We start from the raw sequence: 16788 nt of genomic DNA on the forward strand, positions 1-16788 counted from the left end.
AAAAGGTTAATTTCCGTTAATTAATATTATCTTTCATTTAAATGGGGAAAAAAAGAATTGCATTTTATACAATGGGGTGTAAGCTAAATTATGCAGAAACTTCCACTATAGCGAGAAAATTTTCTAATTTAAATTATGAACATGTTTCTTTCAAGGGAGTTGCAGATATTTATGTGATCAATAGTTGTTCTGTTACCAAAAATGCAGATTTGGAATTTAAGTACATTGTACGTTCTTTTATGAAGAAAAATGCAAAATCTTTTATTATTGCAGTAGGATGTTATGCACAACTTAATCCTAAAGAGATTTCTTATATACGTGGCGTAGATATGGTATTGGGGTCTGAAGAAAAATTTAAAATAATCGATTATATCCATCAAATTCATTTATTTAAAAGATATCCTGCAAAAATTATTTCAAAAAAAACATTTTCTTATTTTTCATCGTATTCTATTGGAGATAGAACTCGGTCTTTTTTAAAAATCCAAGATGGATGTGATTATAAATGTAGTTATTGTATTATTCCTATGGCAAGAGGTAGATCTAGATCTGAGAGTATAGAAAATATCTTGAAAAAGATCAGGATACTTTTTAATAAAGGAGTAAAAGAAATAGTATTAACGGGAATCAATATTGGAGACTATGGAAAGAAAATAGATGGGATACATCAATATCGTACCTATACATTTTTTGATTTAATCCAGGCTATAGATAATAAAATAAAAGAAAAGGGAAGAATCCGTTTATCTTCAATAGAACCTAATTTATTGAAAAACGAATGTATTGAATTTTTATCGAAAAGTAAACATTTTGTTCCTCACTTTCATATTCCTTTACAATCTGGAAGTAACGATATATTGGAAAAAATGCAAAGACGTTATAGAAGAGAACTTTATCAAGAAAAAGTAAAAATTATACGGAATTTACTCCCAGATGCTTATATAGGTTCAGATATTATTGTTGGATTTCCTGGAGAAACACATAAACATTTTTTAGAAACTTTTCATTTTTTGAAAAAATTAGAAATTTCTTCTTTACATATATTTTCTTATTCTCAAAGACCTAATACTAGATCTATAACTATACAGGAAAAAGTATCTAAAAAAATACAATGGAAAAGGAACAAAATATTAAGAGCACTTTCCAAAAAAAAATATTTTTCTTTTTGTGAAAGACAAATTTATACGAAAAAAACTGTTTTGTTTGAAAATAATTCTACGAATAACGAATATTTGTATGGATATACAGAAAATTATATTCGAACAAAAATATCTTCAAATCCAATATTAAAAAATACATTACAAAATGTACTTTTAACGGAAGTAGATAAAGATGGTATCATGATTGCTAAATCTATTAAATAACTTTTATTTTTCTATTTATAATAAATTTTACATTAAAAATTTCTTTAAAAGATTTTTTTACTAGATATTTTGTATATGAAAAGGATATCTTATTTTTTAATTCTTTTTCTAATGAAGTTACTTCTTGATTGTTGAAAAGACCACAAGGAATGATATAATTAAAATACCGTAAATCTGTATTTACATTTATAGCAAAACCATGCATGGTAACCCAACGACTCATTCTAATTCCTATCGAACATATTTTTTTATATTTACCATTTTTTTTCTTTAACCAAACTCCTGTTTTTCCTTTTTCTCGTTCCCCTTTTATTCCATGATTTTTTAGAAAATGAATAATGACTTCTTCTAAAAGACGTAGATATTTGTGAATATCAGTAAAAAAATAGTCCATATTTAAAATTGGGTATACAACTAATTGGCCAGGACCATGATAAGTTATATCTCCTCCTCTATCTGTTTGATAAAATGTAGCATCTATTTTTTTTAAAAAATCCGATGATACTAATAAATGTTTATTTTTTCCATTTTTTCCTATCGTATATACATGTGGATGCTCTACAAAGAGTAAATATCCTGCTATTTCGTTTTTATTATGAAAAAATCTGTTTTTTACTTTTTTTTGGATAATATCATCAAATAATATTTTTTGATATTTCCAAGTTTCTTTATATTCTTTTTTTCCTAAGTCTTCGAAAAAAAGTATTTTTTTTTTCATAATTTTTTAATTTTGAAAAATTAATAATACAATAAAAAAACAAATGTACCTTCGTATTGTTTTTACAATCATACAATTCTCTGCATGAAATATTTTTATGCCTAATTTATCAGAACAACAAATTATACGTATAAAAAAATTGAATCAATTAAGACAATTAGGGATAAATCCTTATCCTCCAGAGGAGTATTTTATTACAAATACTATTTTTGATATAAAAAAAAATTTTAGAGAAAAAGCCCCTATCAGCATAGCTGGACGTTTAATACGTTTACGAATTTTAGGAAAAGCTTCTTTTGGAGAAATAAAAGATCACACAGAATGTATACAAATATACTTTAATAAGAATCATTTTTACTCAGAAAAAATGGAAAAAGAGGAATCCTACAATATTTTTTTAAAAAAACTTATAGATATAGGAGATATTATTGGAGTTAAAGGTAATTTATTTAAGACAAAAATGAATGAAATTACTATACATGTTCATAGATTAACTATCCTATCTAAATCTTTACGACCATTACCACAAGTAAAAATAGATAAAAAAAATAAAAAAATATATGATGCTTTTTCTAATACTGAACAACGTTATCGTATGCGTTATGTAGATCTTATTGTGAATGATCATGTTAGAAATATTTTTTTAAAACGTACTCGTATAATACGAGAAATTAGAAATTTTTTAGACCATAAAGGTTATTTAGAAGTGGATACTCCTATTCTACAATCTATTCCTGGTGGAGCTGTAGCTCGTCCTTTTATTACCTATCATAATTCACTTGGAATTCCATTATATTTACGTATTGCTAATGAACTTTATTTAAAAAGACTAATCATTGGTGGATTTCACGGAGTATATGAATTTTCTAAAAATTTTAGAAATGAAGGAATGGATCGTATTCATAATCCAGAATTTACGGTGTTAGAACTTTATGTTGCTTATAAAGATTATTATTGGATGATGAAATTTACAGAAGAACTTTTGAAGTGTATTTACAAAAAAGTTCAAAAGGATGATAAGGGTATTTTAATAGAAAAAAATCGTATTAATTTTAAAACTCCATTTCCAAGAATTCCTATATTGGATTCTATTCAAAAAAATACTGGATTTGATATTATCAATATGGAAGAGGAAGAATTAAGAAAAGTTTGTAAAAAATTGCATATAGAGATAGAGGAAAATATAAAAATGAGCAAAGCTAAAATGATTGAAAAAATTTTTGAAGAAAAATGCGAAAAAAATTACATAAATCCTACTTTTATTATCGATTTTCCTATAGAAATGAGCCCATTAACGAAAAGACATCGTCATAATAAAAATTTATCAGAACGTTTTGAATTACTTATCAACGGACAAGAAATTGCTAATTCTTATTCAGAACTTAATGATCCTATAGATCAACTCGATCGTTTTCGAGAACAAATCAAATTATCTGAAAAAAATACAGATGAATCTATGTTGCTTGATAAAGATTTTATACGATCTTTAGAATTTGGGATGCCTCCTACTGCAGGGATTGGAATTGGAATAGATCGATTGGTCATGTTATTTACGAAGAAAAGTTCTATTCAAGAAGTCTTATTTTTTCCGCAAATGCGACCAGAAAAAAAATAAAATAAATAGGTCTATTCTTCTAACCCTAAAACTTTTAATCCGTTTTTTGTAGAAATTTCAACCAAATGGTCTATGTCATAATAATGACAAGATTCTAACATAACACGTAATTCTATCCAAAGATTTCCATCAGAAAAAGGTTTGTATATATCGCATATATTATCTGTTCCAAAAGCAACTATAATTCCTTCAGGAATCATTTCATCTACTGGAGTAATAGAATTATGGCTAGGAGTCAAACGTTCACTTCTAGTATGGTCAATCCAAGCTATAGGACAAGATATTACCATTAAATTAGCTTTTTTCATTAATCTATATATTTCATAACGATATTTTCTATCATGTGCTGCTAAAGAAATACTATGTATGGCTACTACCTTACCTTGCATCCCATGTTCAATAGTTTTTTTTGCTAGTTTTTCAGTTTCTTTTTCTTCACTTGTATTAAATTGATCTACATGTACATGTACTAATTTCCCCTTTTTTTTAGCTATTTGTAATAATACATCTAGATGTTCATTTTCTTTTCCATAATCTTTAGCAGGTAATCCACCAATAATATCTACAAATTCCACTGATTGATCGAACCAATATTTCGATTTTTGATTCAAAACTCCTTTAAGTACTTGATTTGCAAAACGAATATGAATTGAATTTCCATAATTATTTCTCAATTTTTTAGCGGCTTTTAATGCCCGATCTTCAATAATTTCATCCACATCAATAAAAGTACATAAAGCTTGTGTCCCTTGTTTTAGAAAGTATTCCAAAGCTTTTTCCATTCGGATATAAATATCTTCTTCTGAAGATAAACGTTTCATTTCATCAACTAAATACCATTTTTTATTAAGGGAATAATAAGAATATTTAAAATTTTTTTTTGTTAGAGTATAAGCTCTATCCAAGTGAGAATGGGCATTTACCCACCCACCTTTCTGTTTAACTTTTTCAATAATTTTTTTTTTGGGATTCATTTTGATTTTTTTTATAATAAATATTAAATATTGGAAATCCAAATAACTTTTTTGGTAATGAAAAATGGTTCTCTAAAATAATTAATGAGAGGATATTCTACTGCATGAGGAAATTTTTCTAATTCTTTAGAAAGGTCACCTCCTTTTAAATATAAGGATCCATTCTGGATTATATAGTTGGATTTATATTTAAATTTATTTTTGATCCATTTTTGAGTTTTTGATATTTTTGTTACAAATCTACTAACAACAAAATCAAATCGATATTCTAATTTTTCTGCACGTATACAAATAGCATGTGCATTTTTTAAGTGTAGATCATAGATTATTTTCTCTACAATTTTAATTTTTTTTTTAATGGAATCAACCAATATAAATTTTGTATTAGGAAAAATTATAGATAAAGGAATTCCTGGAAATCCACCTCCTGTACCTAAATCCATAACAAAGGATCCAGGAAAAAAAGGAAAAACTTTAGCAATTCCTAAACAAAAAAGAACATGTTGTTGATAAAAATTATAGAATGTTTTTCTAGAAATAATATTTACATAAGTATTCCAATATTCATATAAATTTTTTAAAGAAGATAATTGATGTATTTGATTATCCAATAGATTTGGAAAATACTTTTTAATTAATTCCATTCCATATGATTGATAAATGAATCCAAATTTATAATCAAATTTATTTAGATTTGCAATCATTTCAAATTATCTATCCATGAAAAATAGATTATTATCCCAAAGATTACAAAATATATCTTATTCGCAAACTTTAGCTATGTCTAATAAAGCTTTAAAATTACAAAATAAAGGGTATGACATTATTAACTTAAGTTTGGGAGAACCTAATTTTTCTCCACCAAATTTTATTTTAAACGATGCAAAAAAAGCTATTGATGAAGGAAGCTATCATTACTATACTCCAGTATCTGGATATTTAGAACTTAGAGAAGTAATATGCAAGAAATTTTATCGTGATAATGGATTGAAATATATTCCATCTCAAATTGTGGTTTCTACTGGTGGAAAACAATCTATTATGAATGTCCTTTTATCTTTACTTAATCCAAAAGATGAAGTGATTATTCCCGCACCATATTGGGTAAGTTATTATCAAATGGTAAAATTATGTGAAGCTATTCCTATTATTATTCCAACGATTATGGAAAAAAATTTTAAAATTAATCCAAAAAAATTAGAAGAATCTATTACAAAAAAAACAAAATTATTTATTTTAAATACACCATGCAATCCTACAGGGAGTGTTTACTCTTATAAAGAATTAAAAAATTTAGTAGAAATTTTTAAGAGATATCCAAAAATCATTATTCTTTCCGATGAGATTTATGAACATATTTGTTACTCAGTAAAACATATTAGTATTGCCATTTTTCCTGATATCTATGATAGAGTCATAACAATAAATGGATTATCAAAAGCTTTCTCTATGACTGGATGGAGAATTGGGTATATTGGAGCTCCTGAATGGATTTCTAAGTCTTGTGAAAAAATACAAGGACAAATAACTTCTTGTGCTAATTCTATCGCACAACGTGCAGCTATTTCTGCATTAAACGCTTCACCAATTAAAATAGAATATATGATCAAAGAATTTAAAAAAAGAAGAAATTTAGTATTGGATATGATGAAGGAAATTCCTGAATTTCAAATAATCAATAAACCAAATGGAGCTTTTTACGTATTTCCAAAAGTTTCAGATATTTTTGGAAAAAAGTTATATGGAGAAATTATTAAAAATTCAGAAGATTTATCTTCTTTTTTTCTTGAAAAAGCTCAAGTTTCCACTGTTAGTGGAAGTGCTTTTGGAGATAATGAATATTTACGTATTTCTTATGCTACAACAGAAGATAAAATTGTAAAAGCTCTTACAAGGATAAAAAAAGTATTAAAATAATTTAATTTTGGGTGGAAGACCGGATTTGAACCGGCGACCCTCAGAACCACAATCTGATGCTCTAAACCAACTGAGCTACATCCACCATATCTATCTATCGTAATAATAACAAATATAGACAATCAATTAATTTATTGACAAAAACTTTCGATAATTTTTTTGCAATAATAGATAAGTTCACTGTATATCCACCTTATTATGGCCTTTTTTTCTTGAATAGGATACAAAAGGTGAACATTTGCGCCGGCATCTAGTGTAAAATAGATGTTTTGTTTGCTTTGTTTTCTAAAATCCCATACTTTATGAAGTACGTGAAGTGTATTCGGTCTCATCCATAAAAAATAGGGATTAGAGGTCATGATCATAGCATGAAGATTTAAAGATTCATGTTCTATTAATTCTCCAAATTTTGGAAAATCTCCTATTTTTAATATAGATATCAGTTGATCCATATTTCTATTAGCGAATTTTAATCTTTCTTTAGCATAAGGATGGTTATTCATTAATTGATGTCCTTTTGAACTTAAAATTTTTTTAGGTTCTTCATCTATTACTAAAATAGTATCCCAAATTTTTGTAAAAATTGGGTGTATTTTATAGGGATAAGGGATAGAATAAAGATTATTACTCCCTTTTATTGATTTATGTTTTCCCCAAACTACAAGTCCTGGATAGATAGATCTACAAGCACTTCCGGATCCTAATCTAGCTAAAAAAGAAGCTTTTTTTAAAAAAAAAGCTTCTTTTAAAGAAGAATCTAATTTTTTTTCTATTTCCATAATACATAAAGCTAAAGCGCTCATAGAAGAAGCCGAAGAAGCAATTCCACTACTGTGGGGAAAAGTATTATCGGTTTTGATAACAAAATTAAAATATCGCAAATAAGAACAATAAAATGATATTCTATGAAAAAATTCCAAAATTTTTGGGAGAAAATTAGTTTTTTCTTTTCCAGAAAAGAAAATTTTTATAGATCTTTTTTTTTTTTTCTCTCTAAGATGATAAATTAGTTTTGTTACCGTGTAAACCTCTTCTAATGAATAACTAATAGAAGAATTCATCGGTATTTGAATTTTATTCTTTCGTTTTCCCCAATATTTTATTAAAGCTATATTGGAATGGCTCTTTTTGGTGACTACTCCATTTGAAACTATAGAATAGTTTTTTTTCTTATAAAAGAAACAATTACTTTTCAAAAGTTATGTAAAAAAATACGATTCAATTTATCAACCGTTATCACGTTTTTTTATATAATCTAACATTTTTTCATCATCTAATTCTCCTTCGGAACGAGCAATAACGCAACTAGCTAATCCATTACCTATAACATTTACGGTAGTACGAGCCATATCCATTAATTCATCTATTCCTATAATTGCTAATATAGGCCAATTCGGTAGACCAAAAGAAGAAACAGTAGCTAACAGAATGACTAAAGATGCTCTAGGTACTCCAGCAACACCTTTACTAGTTAAAATTAAAGTTAAACCTATAAATATTTGCTGACTAAAACTTAAAGGAATTCCAGCTGCTTGCGCTACAAAAACAGTGGCTAAAGATAAGTAAAGAGTGGTTCCATCTAAGTTAAAGCTATAACCTGTAGGAATCACAAAAGCAATAATTTTTCTTGGAACACCTAATTTTTCTAAATTTTCCATAAGTAGAGGTAAAGCAGATTCGGAACTTGTAGTTGCAAACGCTAATGAAACCGGTTCCATTAAAGCTTTTATAAATCCTCTTAAAGGAACTTTAATCCATAAAAGAATGGGAAATAACACCATTATCAAAAATATAAATAAAGCAATATAAAGCGTAAATAATAACTGAAAAAGATTATATAATATATCCAATCCCATATGTCCTACTGTATAAGCTATAGCTGAACCTACTCCTATAGGAGCAAAATACATGATTATCTTAGTGAATTTAAACATAATCTCTGAAAGACTCTCTGTAAATGATAATATAGGACTACGTTTTTTTTCATCTAAAAAAACCATAGATATTCCGAAAATTACGGAAAAAACAACAATAGGTAATACATCTCCATGATATATAGATTTAATGAAATTTTCTGGAAATACGTGAATAATAGTATCTTGCCAAGTTTTAATTTCTACTTTTGGAAATTGATTCTCCGTTATTCCTGAAGGCATAACAATTCCTACTCCAGCTTGAGAAATATTAATGGCAATAAGACCAATGAACAAGGCTAAAGTAGTAACTATTTCGAAATACAATAAGGATTTCCACCCCATATTCCCTAATTGTTTAATGTTAGAATGACTTGCTATACCAACTACCAAAGTGGAAAATAATATTGGAGCTATAATAGTTTTTATAAGCCTCAAAAATATTTGAGATAAAAATCTAAGTTCTATAGCAATTTTAGGATAATCTATCCCGAATTCTATTCCTATGATTATGGATAATAAGATCCAAGTAGTTAGGTCTTTTTTCAAAAATGCATAAAATATGAAAATAGAGATAACGAAATATCTAAAAATAAAAAGAGTAAATTTATCTAATCCAAAAAAATTTTTTGATAAGTGAATAAACACGTATGCGAAAAAACTTAAAAATGCTATTAGTAAAATTTTTTCTTTTTTTACTTTCATTCCAATACTCATTTTGTGAAATTCAACATTTATATATATATAAGAAGAAAAGGATAATCGTTAACAGACCCGTAGGGACTCGAACCCCAACTAACAGAACCAAAATCTGCTGTGCTACCGTTACACAACGGGTCTATGAAAAATGTAAATATATACCATTTTTTTTCAAAAACATTACAATGATGGATAAGGATATTTTTTAGATTATAGGATCTATCTACAATAGAAAATTGTACGAATAGAACCCCATATCCAAATAGGAAAAAAAATTAATTAGTATATTAGAAGAAAGGGAAAAACGATATGTTGAATAGATAAAAAAATTTTTTTTTATCATTACCAGAATTCATCAAATTATTATGTCTGTAAAAATACGTTTAAAAAGAATTGGAAAAAAACATAAGCCTATTTACCATATAGTTGTAGCCGATTCTCGTTCACCAAGAGATGGGAAATTTATTGAAAAAATAGGGACTTATAATCCTAATACGAATCCACCTTCAACAGTATTAAAAATGAATAATGCTGTATCATGGTTGATCAAAGGTGCACAACCTACTGATACGGTAAGATCTATTTTTTCTAAAAATGGAGTATTATTAAAAAAACATTTATTAGAAGGAGTTAAAAGAGGAGGATTAAGTGATGAAGAAGCTCATAAAAAATTTCATTTTTGGAAAAATAAAAATTTATCATAGAGCATATAGTAGGGTAAGTTAACATGATAGTTTTATTATATTTTTAATTTAATTTATAGCTCATTATAAGAATCTTTTATAGAAAATGGGCCTATACGTTCTCTTCTTAAAGAAAGAAGATAGGCGCCACTTTTTATTTTTATTCCGAAATCTTGGGCTATAGATCGAATATAAGTTCCTTTTCCACATTTTATCAAAAATTTTATATAAGGTATTCCAATTTTTAGGATATAAAATTGATAAATTCTTACTCGTCTAGGTTTCATATTTTTTATTTTTTTCCCTTTTCTAGCATATTCATAAAATCTCTTTCCTTCTATTTTTAATGCCGAAAAACAGGGGGGGAATTGATTTATTTCACCAATAAATTTTTGAGATATTTTTTGAATAAGTTCCGGAGTTATGTGGGAGGTAGAAGAAAAATTATATTCTTGGGTTTCTGAATCAAAAGATGGAGTCACACATCCCATTTTTATAAGACCTGTATAAGTTTTTTTATAATTTTGAATAGAATCTACTTTTTTAGTATATTTCCCTGTAAGAATAATTAAAAGTCCTGTTGCAAGAGGATCTAGAGTTCCAGCATGTCCTATTTTTATTTTTTTAGAAAAACCCATTATTTTTTTTTTAATCCTTTTCACCACTTCAAATGAAGTCCACCCCCACGGTTTATCTATTAATAATAGCTTTCCATTTTCAAATTCTGAACAATTTTTTATCAAAAATTTTCAATTGGTTTAATAAAATAATGTATAATAATGAATAGAATTCCAAAAATAATTCTATAATATCCAAATATTTTAAAATTATTTTTTTTGAGATAGGACATAAAACATTTTATGGATAAAATTCCTGTAATAAAAGAAACTATATTTCCAACTAATAATAATTTTATATCTTCTTGTAAAAAAAAATTTTTATCTATTATTGGAAAAATAAAAAATCTACGAACATTAAATGAAAAAGTGAAATACTGGAATTGAAAATAATGGTCAAATAATTTTTTACATGTAGCAATAAAAATAACAGGAAAAGATAAAAAAAAAGAAAATTCAATAGCCTTTTTTCTTTCAATATTTTGTAACATACAGGATACTATAGTAGTAGCACTTCTAGATACTCCTGGAATAATAGAAAAACATTGTCCTAATCCAATAATAAAAGCTTTAAAATAAGTTATTCTATAGTCTTTATTTTTATAATTTTTTTTTTCATATAAATTTTCCACTATTAAAATAACTATTCCTCCTATAAGGATAAAAATAGCTACCATAAGTGGATTTTCTAAAAAAAAAAATTATTTTATTTTTTAATAAAAAACCAAAAATCAATATAGGTAAACTAGCTATAAAAATTTTTAAATAAAAATTAAATTTTTGAAAAAAAAATTTTTTTCTATATAAAAAAACTAACGAAAAAACAGCTCCAAGTTGAACAGATATTAGAAATAATTTTGTAATTTTTTTCTCTAAAATCCCCATTAAAGAAGATACAAGGATCATATGTCCTGTAGAAGAAATAGGAAAAAACTCTGTAATTCCTTCAATAATTCCTAATAGGATTGATTGGATATAATTCATAAATTAATTTATATAATATGTATAATATGATTATAGAATAATAAATCATATAATTAACCAAACTATTAGTTTATTATACATCAATTTTTGCATGTATCGCATTTTTTTCTATAAAATTTCTACGTGGTGGAACTTCATCCCCCATAAGTATGGAGAATATTTTATCTGCTTCAAAAATATTTTCTATATTAATTTTTCGTAAGGTTCTTTTTTTTGGATTCATAGTAGTTTCCCAAAGTTGTTCAGCATTCATTTCTCCTAATCCTTTGTAACGTTGTATATTTATATTATTTTTCCTTCCTCCTAATTGATGAATAATACTTTCTCTTTCTTGATCACTCCAAGCATATTGAGAACGATGACCTTTTCGTATTAAATAAAGTGGAGGCGTAGCAATATAAATATGTCCTTTTTCTATTAATGGTTTCATATAACGAAAAAATAAGGTTAAAATCAAAGTTGAAATATGACTACCATCTATATCCGCATCTGTCATAATAATAATTTTATTGTATCTAAGTTTTTTAATATTTAAATTTTTTGTATTTTCTTCTTTATCAATAGAAACTCCTAAAGAGGTAAATATATTTATTATTTCCTCATTTTCAAATATTTTATATTCCATTGCTTTTTCTACATTTAGGATTTTTCCTCGTAAAGGTAATATAGCTTGAAATTTTCTATCTCTACCTTGTTTAGCAGTACCACCTGCAGAATCTCCTTCTACCAAATAAATTTCGCAATTTTCTGGATCATTAAATGAGCAGTCTGCCAATTTTCCAGGTAAAATATTATTGTAAATTGGATTTTTTTTTTGTATCAATTCTCGCGCTTTTTTAGAGGCTTGACGAGCTTTAGCCGCTAAAATAACTTTATCGATAATCTTTTTTCTATCATTAGGGTTTTCTTCTAGATAACTGTTGAACCTTTCCCCAACAAATTTTTCTACAATTCCTCCTACTTCATGATTGCTTAATTTTGTTTTAGTTTGTCCTTCAAATTTTGGGTCCATCACTCTTATAGAAAGAATTGCTGTAATTCCTTCTCGAAAATCATCTCCCGTAAATTCTATTTTATCTCTATTGGATGAAAGGATATATCCATCAGTGTATTTTTTTAACGTTCGAGTTAAGGCTCTTCGAAATCCAGTAAGATGAGTTCCTCCATCAGAAGTATGAATATTATTCACATAAGAATAAATTTCTTCTTTGAAAGAAGTATTGTATTGCATAGCTACTTCTATAATGGTACTGTCTTTCTCCCCTTCGAAAAAAATAATATTTTTTGTTAAGGATTCTTTATTTTTATCTAGAATAGAAAGATATTCATTTAATCCATTTTTTGAGAAAAAGTATTCTTTTTTTTGGTTATCTATGTTAGTTCTTTCGTCTTTTAAAAACAAGTGTAGTCCTTTATTGAGAAAAGATAATTCTTGCAAACGTTTGACTAATATGTTATAATCATATGTGATAGAACTAAAAATAGAATTATCAGCTATATAATGAATTTTTGTTCCTTTCCTATTAGTTTTTCCTAAAAACTTTACCTTATAAAGAGCTTTTCCTTTAAAATATTCTTGTTGGTAAATTTTTCCGTTACGATAAATTGTAACAATAAGTGTCCTAGATAAGGCATTTACACAGGATATTCCTACACCATGTAATCCTCCAGAAACTTTATAGGAATTTTTGTCAAATTTTCCACCTGCTCCAATTTTAGTCATTACCACTTCAAGAGCTGATTTCCCTTCTTTTTTATGAATTTCTATTGGTATTCCACGACCATTATCAATAACTGTAATAAATCCATTTTTATGAATTGTAACGAATATCCTATTACAAAAACCTGCTAAGGCTTCATCTACAGAATTATCTATCACTTCGTATACCAAATGATGTAATCCTCTAATCCCTACGTCTCCAATATACATGGAAGGTCTCATCCTTATATGTTCAATTCCTTCTAAAGATTGTATACTATCTGCAGTATAATCTGTTTTTTTACTCATAATATGAATTTTATTAGAAATTTTTTCTAAAAAATTTATAGTTTTATATTTGATTAATCTATTTGATAAAGATAGAAAAAATATAAAAAATGTTATCATATAAAAATTTGTAAAAAAGAGACTAATAGAAAATTTTACATCATGGAAAGATTCGAAATTTGATCTACTTTTTGAGATTAACATGATATTATAATAATATCATTCATTGGAACGATAGATCATGTAAATATGATATTAAGTATTATTTTTATCTAAAAAAATTTTTAAAATTTTCATTAAGGAATGAAGATTTTCATTCTTATTCTCAAAAAGTATAATTTTTGTTAATAAATTGATTAGAAAAAGTAGAAAAAAATTCATAGTAAAAGATCTATCAATAATCAAATATATAAGAATCAAAGAAAATATATCTATGGTTAATTTTTTTTTACTTATTTATAAAAAAAATGGAGGATAAATACTAATCGAAAATAGATTTTGGGATCTATTTATATATAATGTGAATTTATCCTATTATTTATGGAATAAACTATGAAAATTTAAGAATCCATTTTTTTTTTCAGGATAGATTTTTTAGAGAACCAATCTTTTATTTTTTTGTGATGTCCAGATACAAGTATTTTTGGGACAGCTAATCCTTTATAAAGGATTGGACGAGTGTAAAGAGGGGGAGGATTGATAGATTTCATTTGAAAAGAATCTGTAATCATAGAATCTGGATTATTGAGAACTCCAGGTAACAATCTAGTTATAGCCTCTACTACAACCGCTGCTGCTAATTCTCCTCCAGATAAAACATAAGGACCAATTGATATTTCTTTGGAAATTAAGTGATCTCGGATTCTTTGATCAATACCTTTGTAACGACCACACAAAATAATAATATTTTTCTTACAAGAAAATTCATAAGCATATTTTTGTGAAAAAATATTTCCATCAGGAGTCATAAAAATTTTTTCATCGTAATCTCTTTCTGAAAAAAGTTTATGAAAACACCGATATACAGGTTCTATTCGAATCACCATCCCAGATCCTCCACCATAAGGATAATCATCTACTTTTTTACGTTTTCCTAAACCATATTTTCGTAAATCATGAAGATAAATTTCTATGATTTTTTTATTTATAGCTCTTTGAATCATAGAATTGGAAAATGGTCCCTTTAGTATTTCCGGAATTATGCTAACAATATCTATACGCATTTTTTTTAGTAATATACACTTTGAATAAGAATCTATGAATGAAAATAGTGAAAAAATTCTACCTTTGTGAATAATTTTTTAGAATGAGTTATCTAGTTTCTATAGTAGGACGTCCAAATGTAGGAAAATCAACTTTATTTAACCGTATTATAGGACAAAAAAAAGCTATAGTTCATGTTAAAAGTGGAGTTACCAGAGATAGGATCTATGGAAATTCTGAATGGAATGGAATCCATTTTTCTGTAGTAGATACAGGAGGTTATAATCCTCCAAATAATCATATAGATATAATAGATACAGAAATCAGAAAACAAATTTTAATAGCTTTAAAAGAATCTGATGCAATTTTGTTTTTAGTGGATATGGAAATAGGTCTACTAGATGTAGATATCGAAATATCTAAAATACTTAGAAAATGTAAAAAATCAATATTATTAGTAGTTAATAAAGTAGATAACGGAAAAAATCTGTATCATGATACAGATTTTTTCCGTTTAGGATTTAATAATTATTATTGTATATCTGCTATAAATGGAAGTGGTACTGGGGAAATGTTGGATAGATTAATAGAAATATTGAAAAAATTAGTAGAAAAAAAAGTAGAGGAAAGGGAAGGTATTCCACGTTTTTCTGTAATTGGTAGACCAAACGTAGGAAAATCTACATTAATTAATTCTTTTTTAGAGAAAGACCGTCATATTGTCACAAATATTTCTGGTACAACCAGAGATAGTATAGATGTTTTCTACAAAAAATTGGGATATAAATGTATTTTATTTGATACACCTGGAGTTAGAAAAAAATCAAAAATAAGTGAAAATATTGAATTTTATTCTACTATGAAAACGGTTAAAACGATTAAATATACAGATATTTGTTTTTTGATGGTGGATGCAGTTAGAGGATGGGAATCGCAGGATAGAAATATTTTTAGATTGATTGAAAAAAATCAAAAAGGTGTAATCATTCTTATTAACAAATGGGATTTATTACATAATAATCAAAATTCTTCTATACAGAAAAATTTTGAAATTTTTATTAAAAAAAATATTGCTCCATTTGATAATGTACCTATCCTTTTTATATCGGCTAAAAATAAGGATGGTATATATAATATTATCCCCATAGCTTATCATATTTTTAGAAAAAGAAAAAAAAGATTAAAAACCAATTTATTAAATAGAGTTATGTTACCAATTTTTAAAAAAAATCCTCCTCCTTCTATCAATAAAAAATTGATTACAATAAAATATTGTACTCAATTGCCTACATATACACCAAAATTTATTTTTTTTTCTAATTATCCTCAGTATATAAAAGAATCTTACAAAAGATTTATTGAAAATAAAATTCGTTATTATTTCGATTTTATAGGAGTTCCTATACAAATTTTTTTCAGAAAAAAATAATTTTTTCATAATTCATCTATCTACTTACTTAGTGGTTTTTTTTATAAAAAAGTGATAACACATTTAAGAGGAAAATTTATCGAAAGGAATCAATCCTATTTAATCATAGATTGTAACGGAATAGGATATTATATTCATATATCCTTATCTACTTATTCTTCTTTTTCTACTAAAAAAGAAGGAGAGGAAATCTATATATATACTTATCTATTTATAAAGGAACATCAACATGTTTTATATGGTTTTTTTGATAGAATCGAAAGAAAAATATTTTCTAATTTGATATCTGTAAATGGAATAGGACCAAATTCTGCTATAACATTGTTATCTTCATTAACTCCATATGAAATAGAAAAATCTATATCTAAAGAAGAGACAGAAGTATTCAAAAGAGTTAAGGGTATTGGTATAAAAATGGCTCATAGAATTATAATAGAACTTAAAGATAAAATAGGTATTTTTTCTAAAAAAGAAAAAAACGTTACATTATTCGATAAAAATACACCATCTATTATAAAAAAAGAAGCTTTAAGTGCTTTGATAGTATTGGGTTTTTCTACTAAAGAATCTAAAAAAGTTTTAGAGGATCTTTTAGAAAAAAATCCAAGATTTACTGTAGAAAATTTAATCAAAGAATCTTTAAAAAAGTTATAAGATCGTCAATCATTATTTACAATTTCTAATT

General features: G+C 26.1%; 14 protein-coding genes, 2 tRNA genes and 1 pseudogene. 6 read left to right on the plus strand and 11 right to left on the minus strand.

The window, feature by feature from the left end:
- The first annotated feature begins 41 nt into the window (after positions 1-41).
- Complete coding sequence (gene mtaB / locus DM817_RS01695) at positions 42-1364, plus strand: tRNA (N(6)-L-threonylcarbamoyladenosine(37)-C(2))-methylthiotransferase MtaB (RefSeq protein ID WP_113738316.1); 1323 nt, start codon at positions 42-44, stop codon at positions 1362-1364.
- Here mtaB and lipB read toward each other — a convergent pair.
- Positions 1357-2082 carry a lipoyl(octanoyl) transferase LipB gene (gene lipB, locus DM817_RS01700; RefSeq protein WP_113738317.1) on the minus strand — a complete coding sequence of 242 codons (726 nt, stop codon included), beginning with the start codon at positions 2080-2082 and terminating at the stop codon, positions 1357-1359. The genes mtaB and lipB overlap by 8 nt on opposite strands.
- Positions 2083-2179: 97 nt before the next feature.
- Here lipB and lysS point away from each other — a divergent pair, with 97 nt between their 5' ends.
- Positions 2180-3697 (plus strand): lysine--tRNA ligase, encoded by a 1518-nt coding sequence (lysS, locus tag DM817_RS01705; protein ID WP_113738318.1) that lies wholly within the window; start codon positions 2180-2182, stop codon positions 3695-3697.
- Positions 3698-3708: 11 nt separating this feature from the next.
- On the opposite strand, the gene DM817_RS01710 is transcribed toward lysS, so the two are convergent.
- Positions 3709-4671: an amidohydrolase family protein gene (locus tag DM817_RS01710; protein WP_113738558.1), complete on the minus strand. Its 963-nt coding sequence runs from the start codon at positions 4669-4671 to the stop codon at positions 3709-3711.
- A gap of 23 nt (positions 4672-4694) precedes the next feature.
- Positions 4695-5315 (minus strand): 16S rRNA (guanine(527)-N(7))-methyltransferase RsmG, encoded by a 621-nt coding sequence (gene rsmG / locus DM817_RS01715; protein ID WP_113738559.1) that lies wholly within the window; start codon positions 5313-5315, stop codon positions 4695-4697.
- Positions 5316-5391: 76 nt separating this feature from the next.
- Between rsmG and DM817_RS01720 the strand changes: the two genes are divergently transcribed.
- Positions 5392-6588 (plus strand): pyridoxal phosphate-dependent aminotransferase, encoded by a 1197-nt coding sequence (locus DM817_RS01720; protein ID WP_113738319.1) that lies wholly within the window; start codon positions 5392-5394, stop codon positions 6586-6588.
- Positions 6589-6597: 9 nt separating this feature from the next.
- Here the strand turns inward: DM817_RS01720 and DM817_RS01725 are convergent.
- The 4 genes from DM817_RS01725 to DM817_RS01740 all read right to left on the minus strand — a co-directional run bounded on the left by DM817_RS01725 (position 6598) and on the right by DM817_RS01740 (position 9341).
- A tRNA-His gene (locus DM817_RS01725) sits at positions 6598-6674 on the minus strand.
- Between the two features lie 45 nt (positions 6675-6719).
- Positions 6720-7784 carry a diphosphomevalonate/mevalonate 3,5-bisphosphate decarboxylase family protein gene (locus DM817_RS01730; RefSeq protein ID WP_113738320.1) on the minus strand — a complete coding sequence of 355 codons (1065 nt, stop codon included), beginning with the start codon at positions 7782-7784 and terminating at the stop codon, positions 6720-6722.
- A gap of 30 nt (positions 7785-7814) precedes the next feature.
- Entirely contained in the window at positions 7815-9218 is a 1404-nt protein-coding gene (locus tag DM817_RS01735) for a dicarboxylate/amino acid:cation symporter (protein ID WP_113738321.1), read from the minus strand.
- Positions 9219-9270: 52 nt separating this feature from the next.
- Positions 9271-9341, minus strand: a tRNA-Gln gene (locus tag DM817_RS01740).
- A 224-nt stretch (positions 9342-9565) separates the two neighbouring features.
- Between DM817_RS01740 and rpsP the strand changes: the two genes are divergently transcribed.
- Entirely contained in the window at positions 9566-9904 is a 339-nt protein-coding gene (gene rpsP / locus DM817_RS01745; protein WP_113738322.1) for a 30S ribosomal protein S16, read from the plus strand.
- Positions 9905-9957: 53 nt separating this feature from the next.
- Here rpsP and truB read toward each other — a convergent pair whose 3' ends face one another.
- From truB to trmD, 4 genes and pseudogenes are all read right to left on the minus strand, one after another.
- Positions 9958-10626, minus strand: coding sequence for a tRNA pseudouridine(55) synthase TruB (gene truB / locus DM817_RS01750; RefSeq protein ID WP_113738323.1), 669 nt, complete (start codon positions 10624-10626; stop codon positions 9958-9960).
- Positions 10623-11484 (minus strand): annotated as a pseudogene (locus DM817_RS01755) (undecaprenyl-diphosphate phosphatase). Before DM817_RS01755 ends, truB begins: the two are co-directional and overlap by 4 nt.
- 73 nt (positions 11485-11557) lie before the next feature.
- Positions 11558-13492, minus strand: coding sequence for a DNA topoisomerase (ATP-hydrolyzing) subunit B (gene gyrB / locus DM817_RS01760; RefSeq protein ID WP_113738560.1), 1935 nt, complete (start codon positions 13490-13492; stop codon positions 11558-11560).
- Between the two features lie 539 nt (positions 13493-14031).
- A complete protein-coding gene (gene trmD, locus DM817_RS01765; RefSeq protein ID WP_113738324.1) occupies positions 14032-14694 on the minus strand; it encodes a tRNA (guanosine(37)-N1)-methyltransferase TrmD in 663 nt (220 codons plus the stop codon).
- An 83-nt stretch (positions 14695-14777) separates the two neighbouring features.
- Between trmD and der the strand changes: the two genes are divergently transcribed.
- Positions 14778-16103 carry a ribosome biogenesis GTPase Der gene (der, locus tag DM817_RS01770; protein WP_113738325.1) on the plus strand — a complete coding sequence of 442 codons (1326 nt, stop codon included), beginning with the start codon at positions 14778-14780 and terminating at the stop codon, positions 16101-16103.
- Between the two features lie 51 nt (positions 16104-16154).
- Positions 16155-16757, plus strand: a complete 603-nt coding sequence (gene ruvA, locus DM817_RS01775) for a Holliday junction branch migration protein RuvA (RefSeq protein WP_113738326.1) — start codon at positions 16155-16157, stop codon at positions 16755-16757.
- Positions 16758-16788 lie beyond the last annotated feature (31 nt).

The organism is Blattabacterium clevelandi, assembly GCF_003268615.1.
Taxonomy (GTDB): domain Bacteria; phylum Bacteroidota; class Bacteroidia; order Flavobacteriales; family Blattabacteriaceae; genus Blattabacterium; species Blattabacterium clevelandi.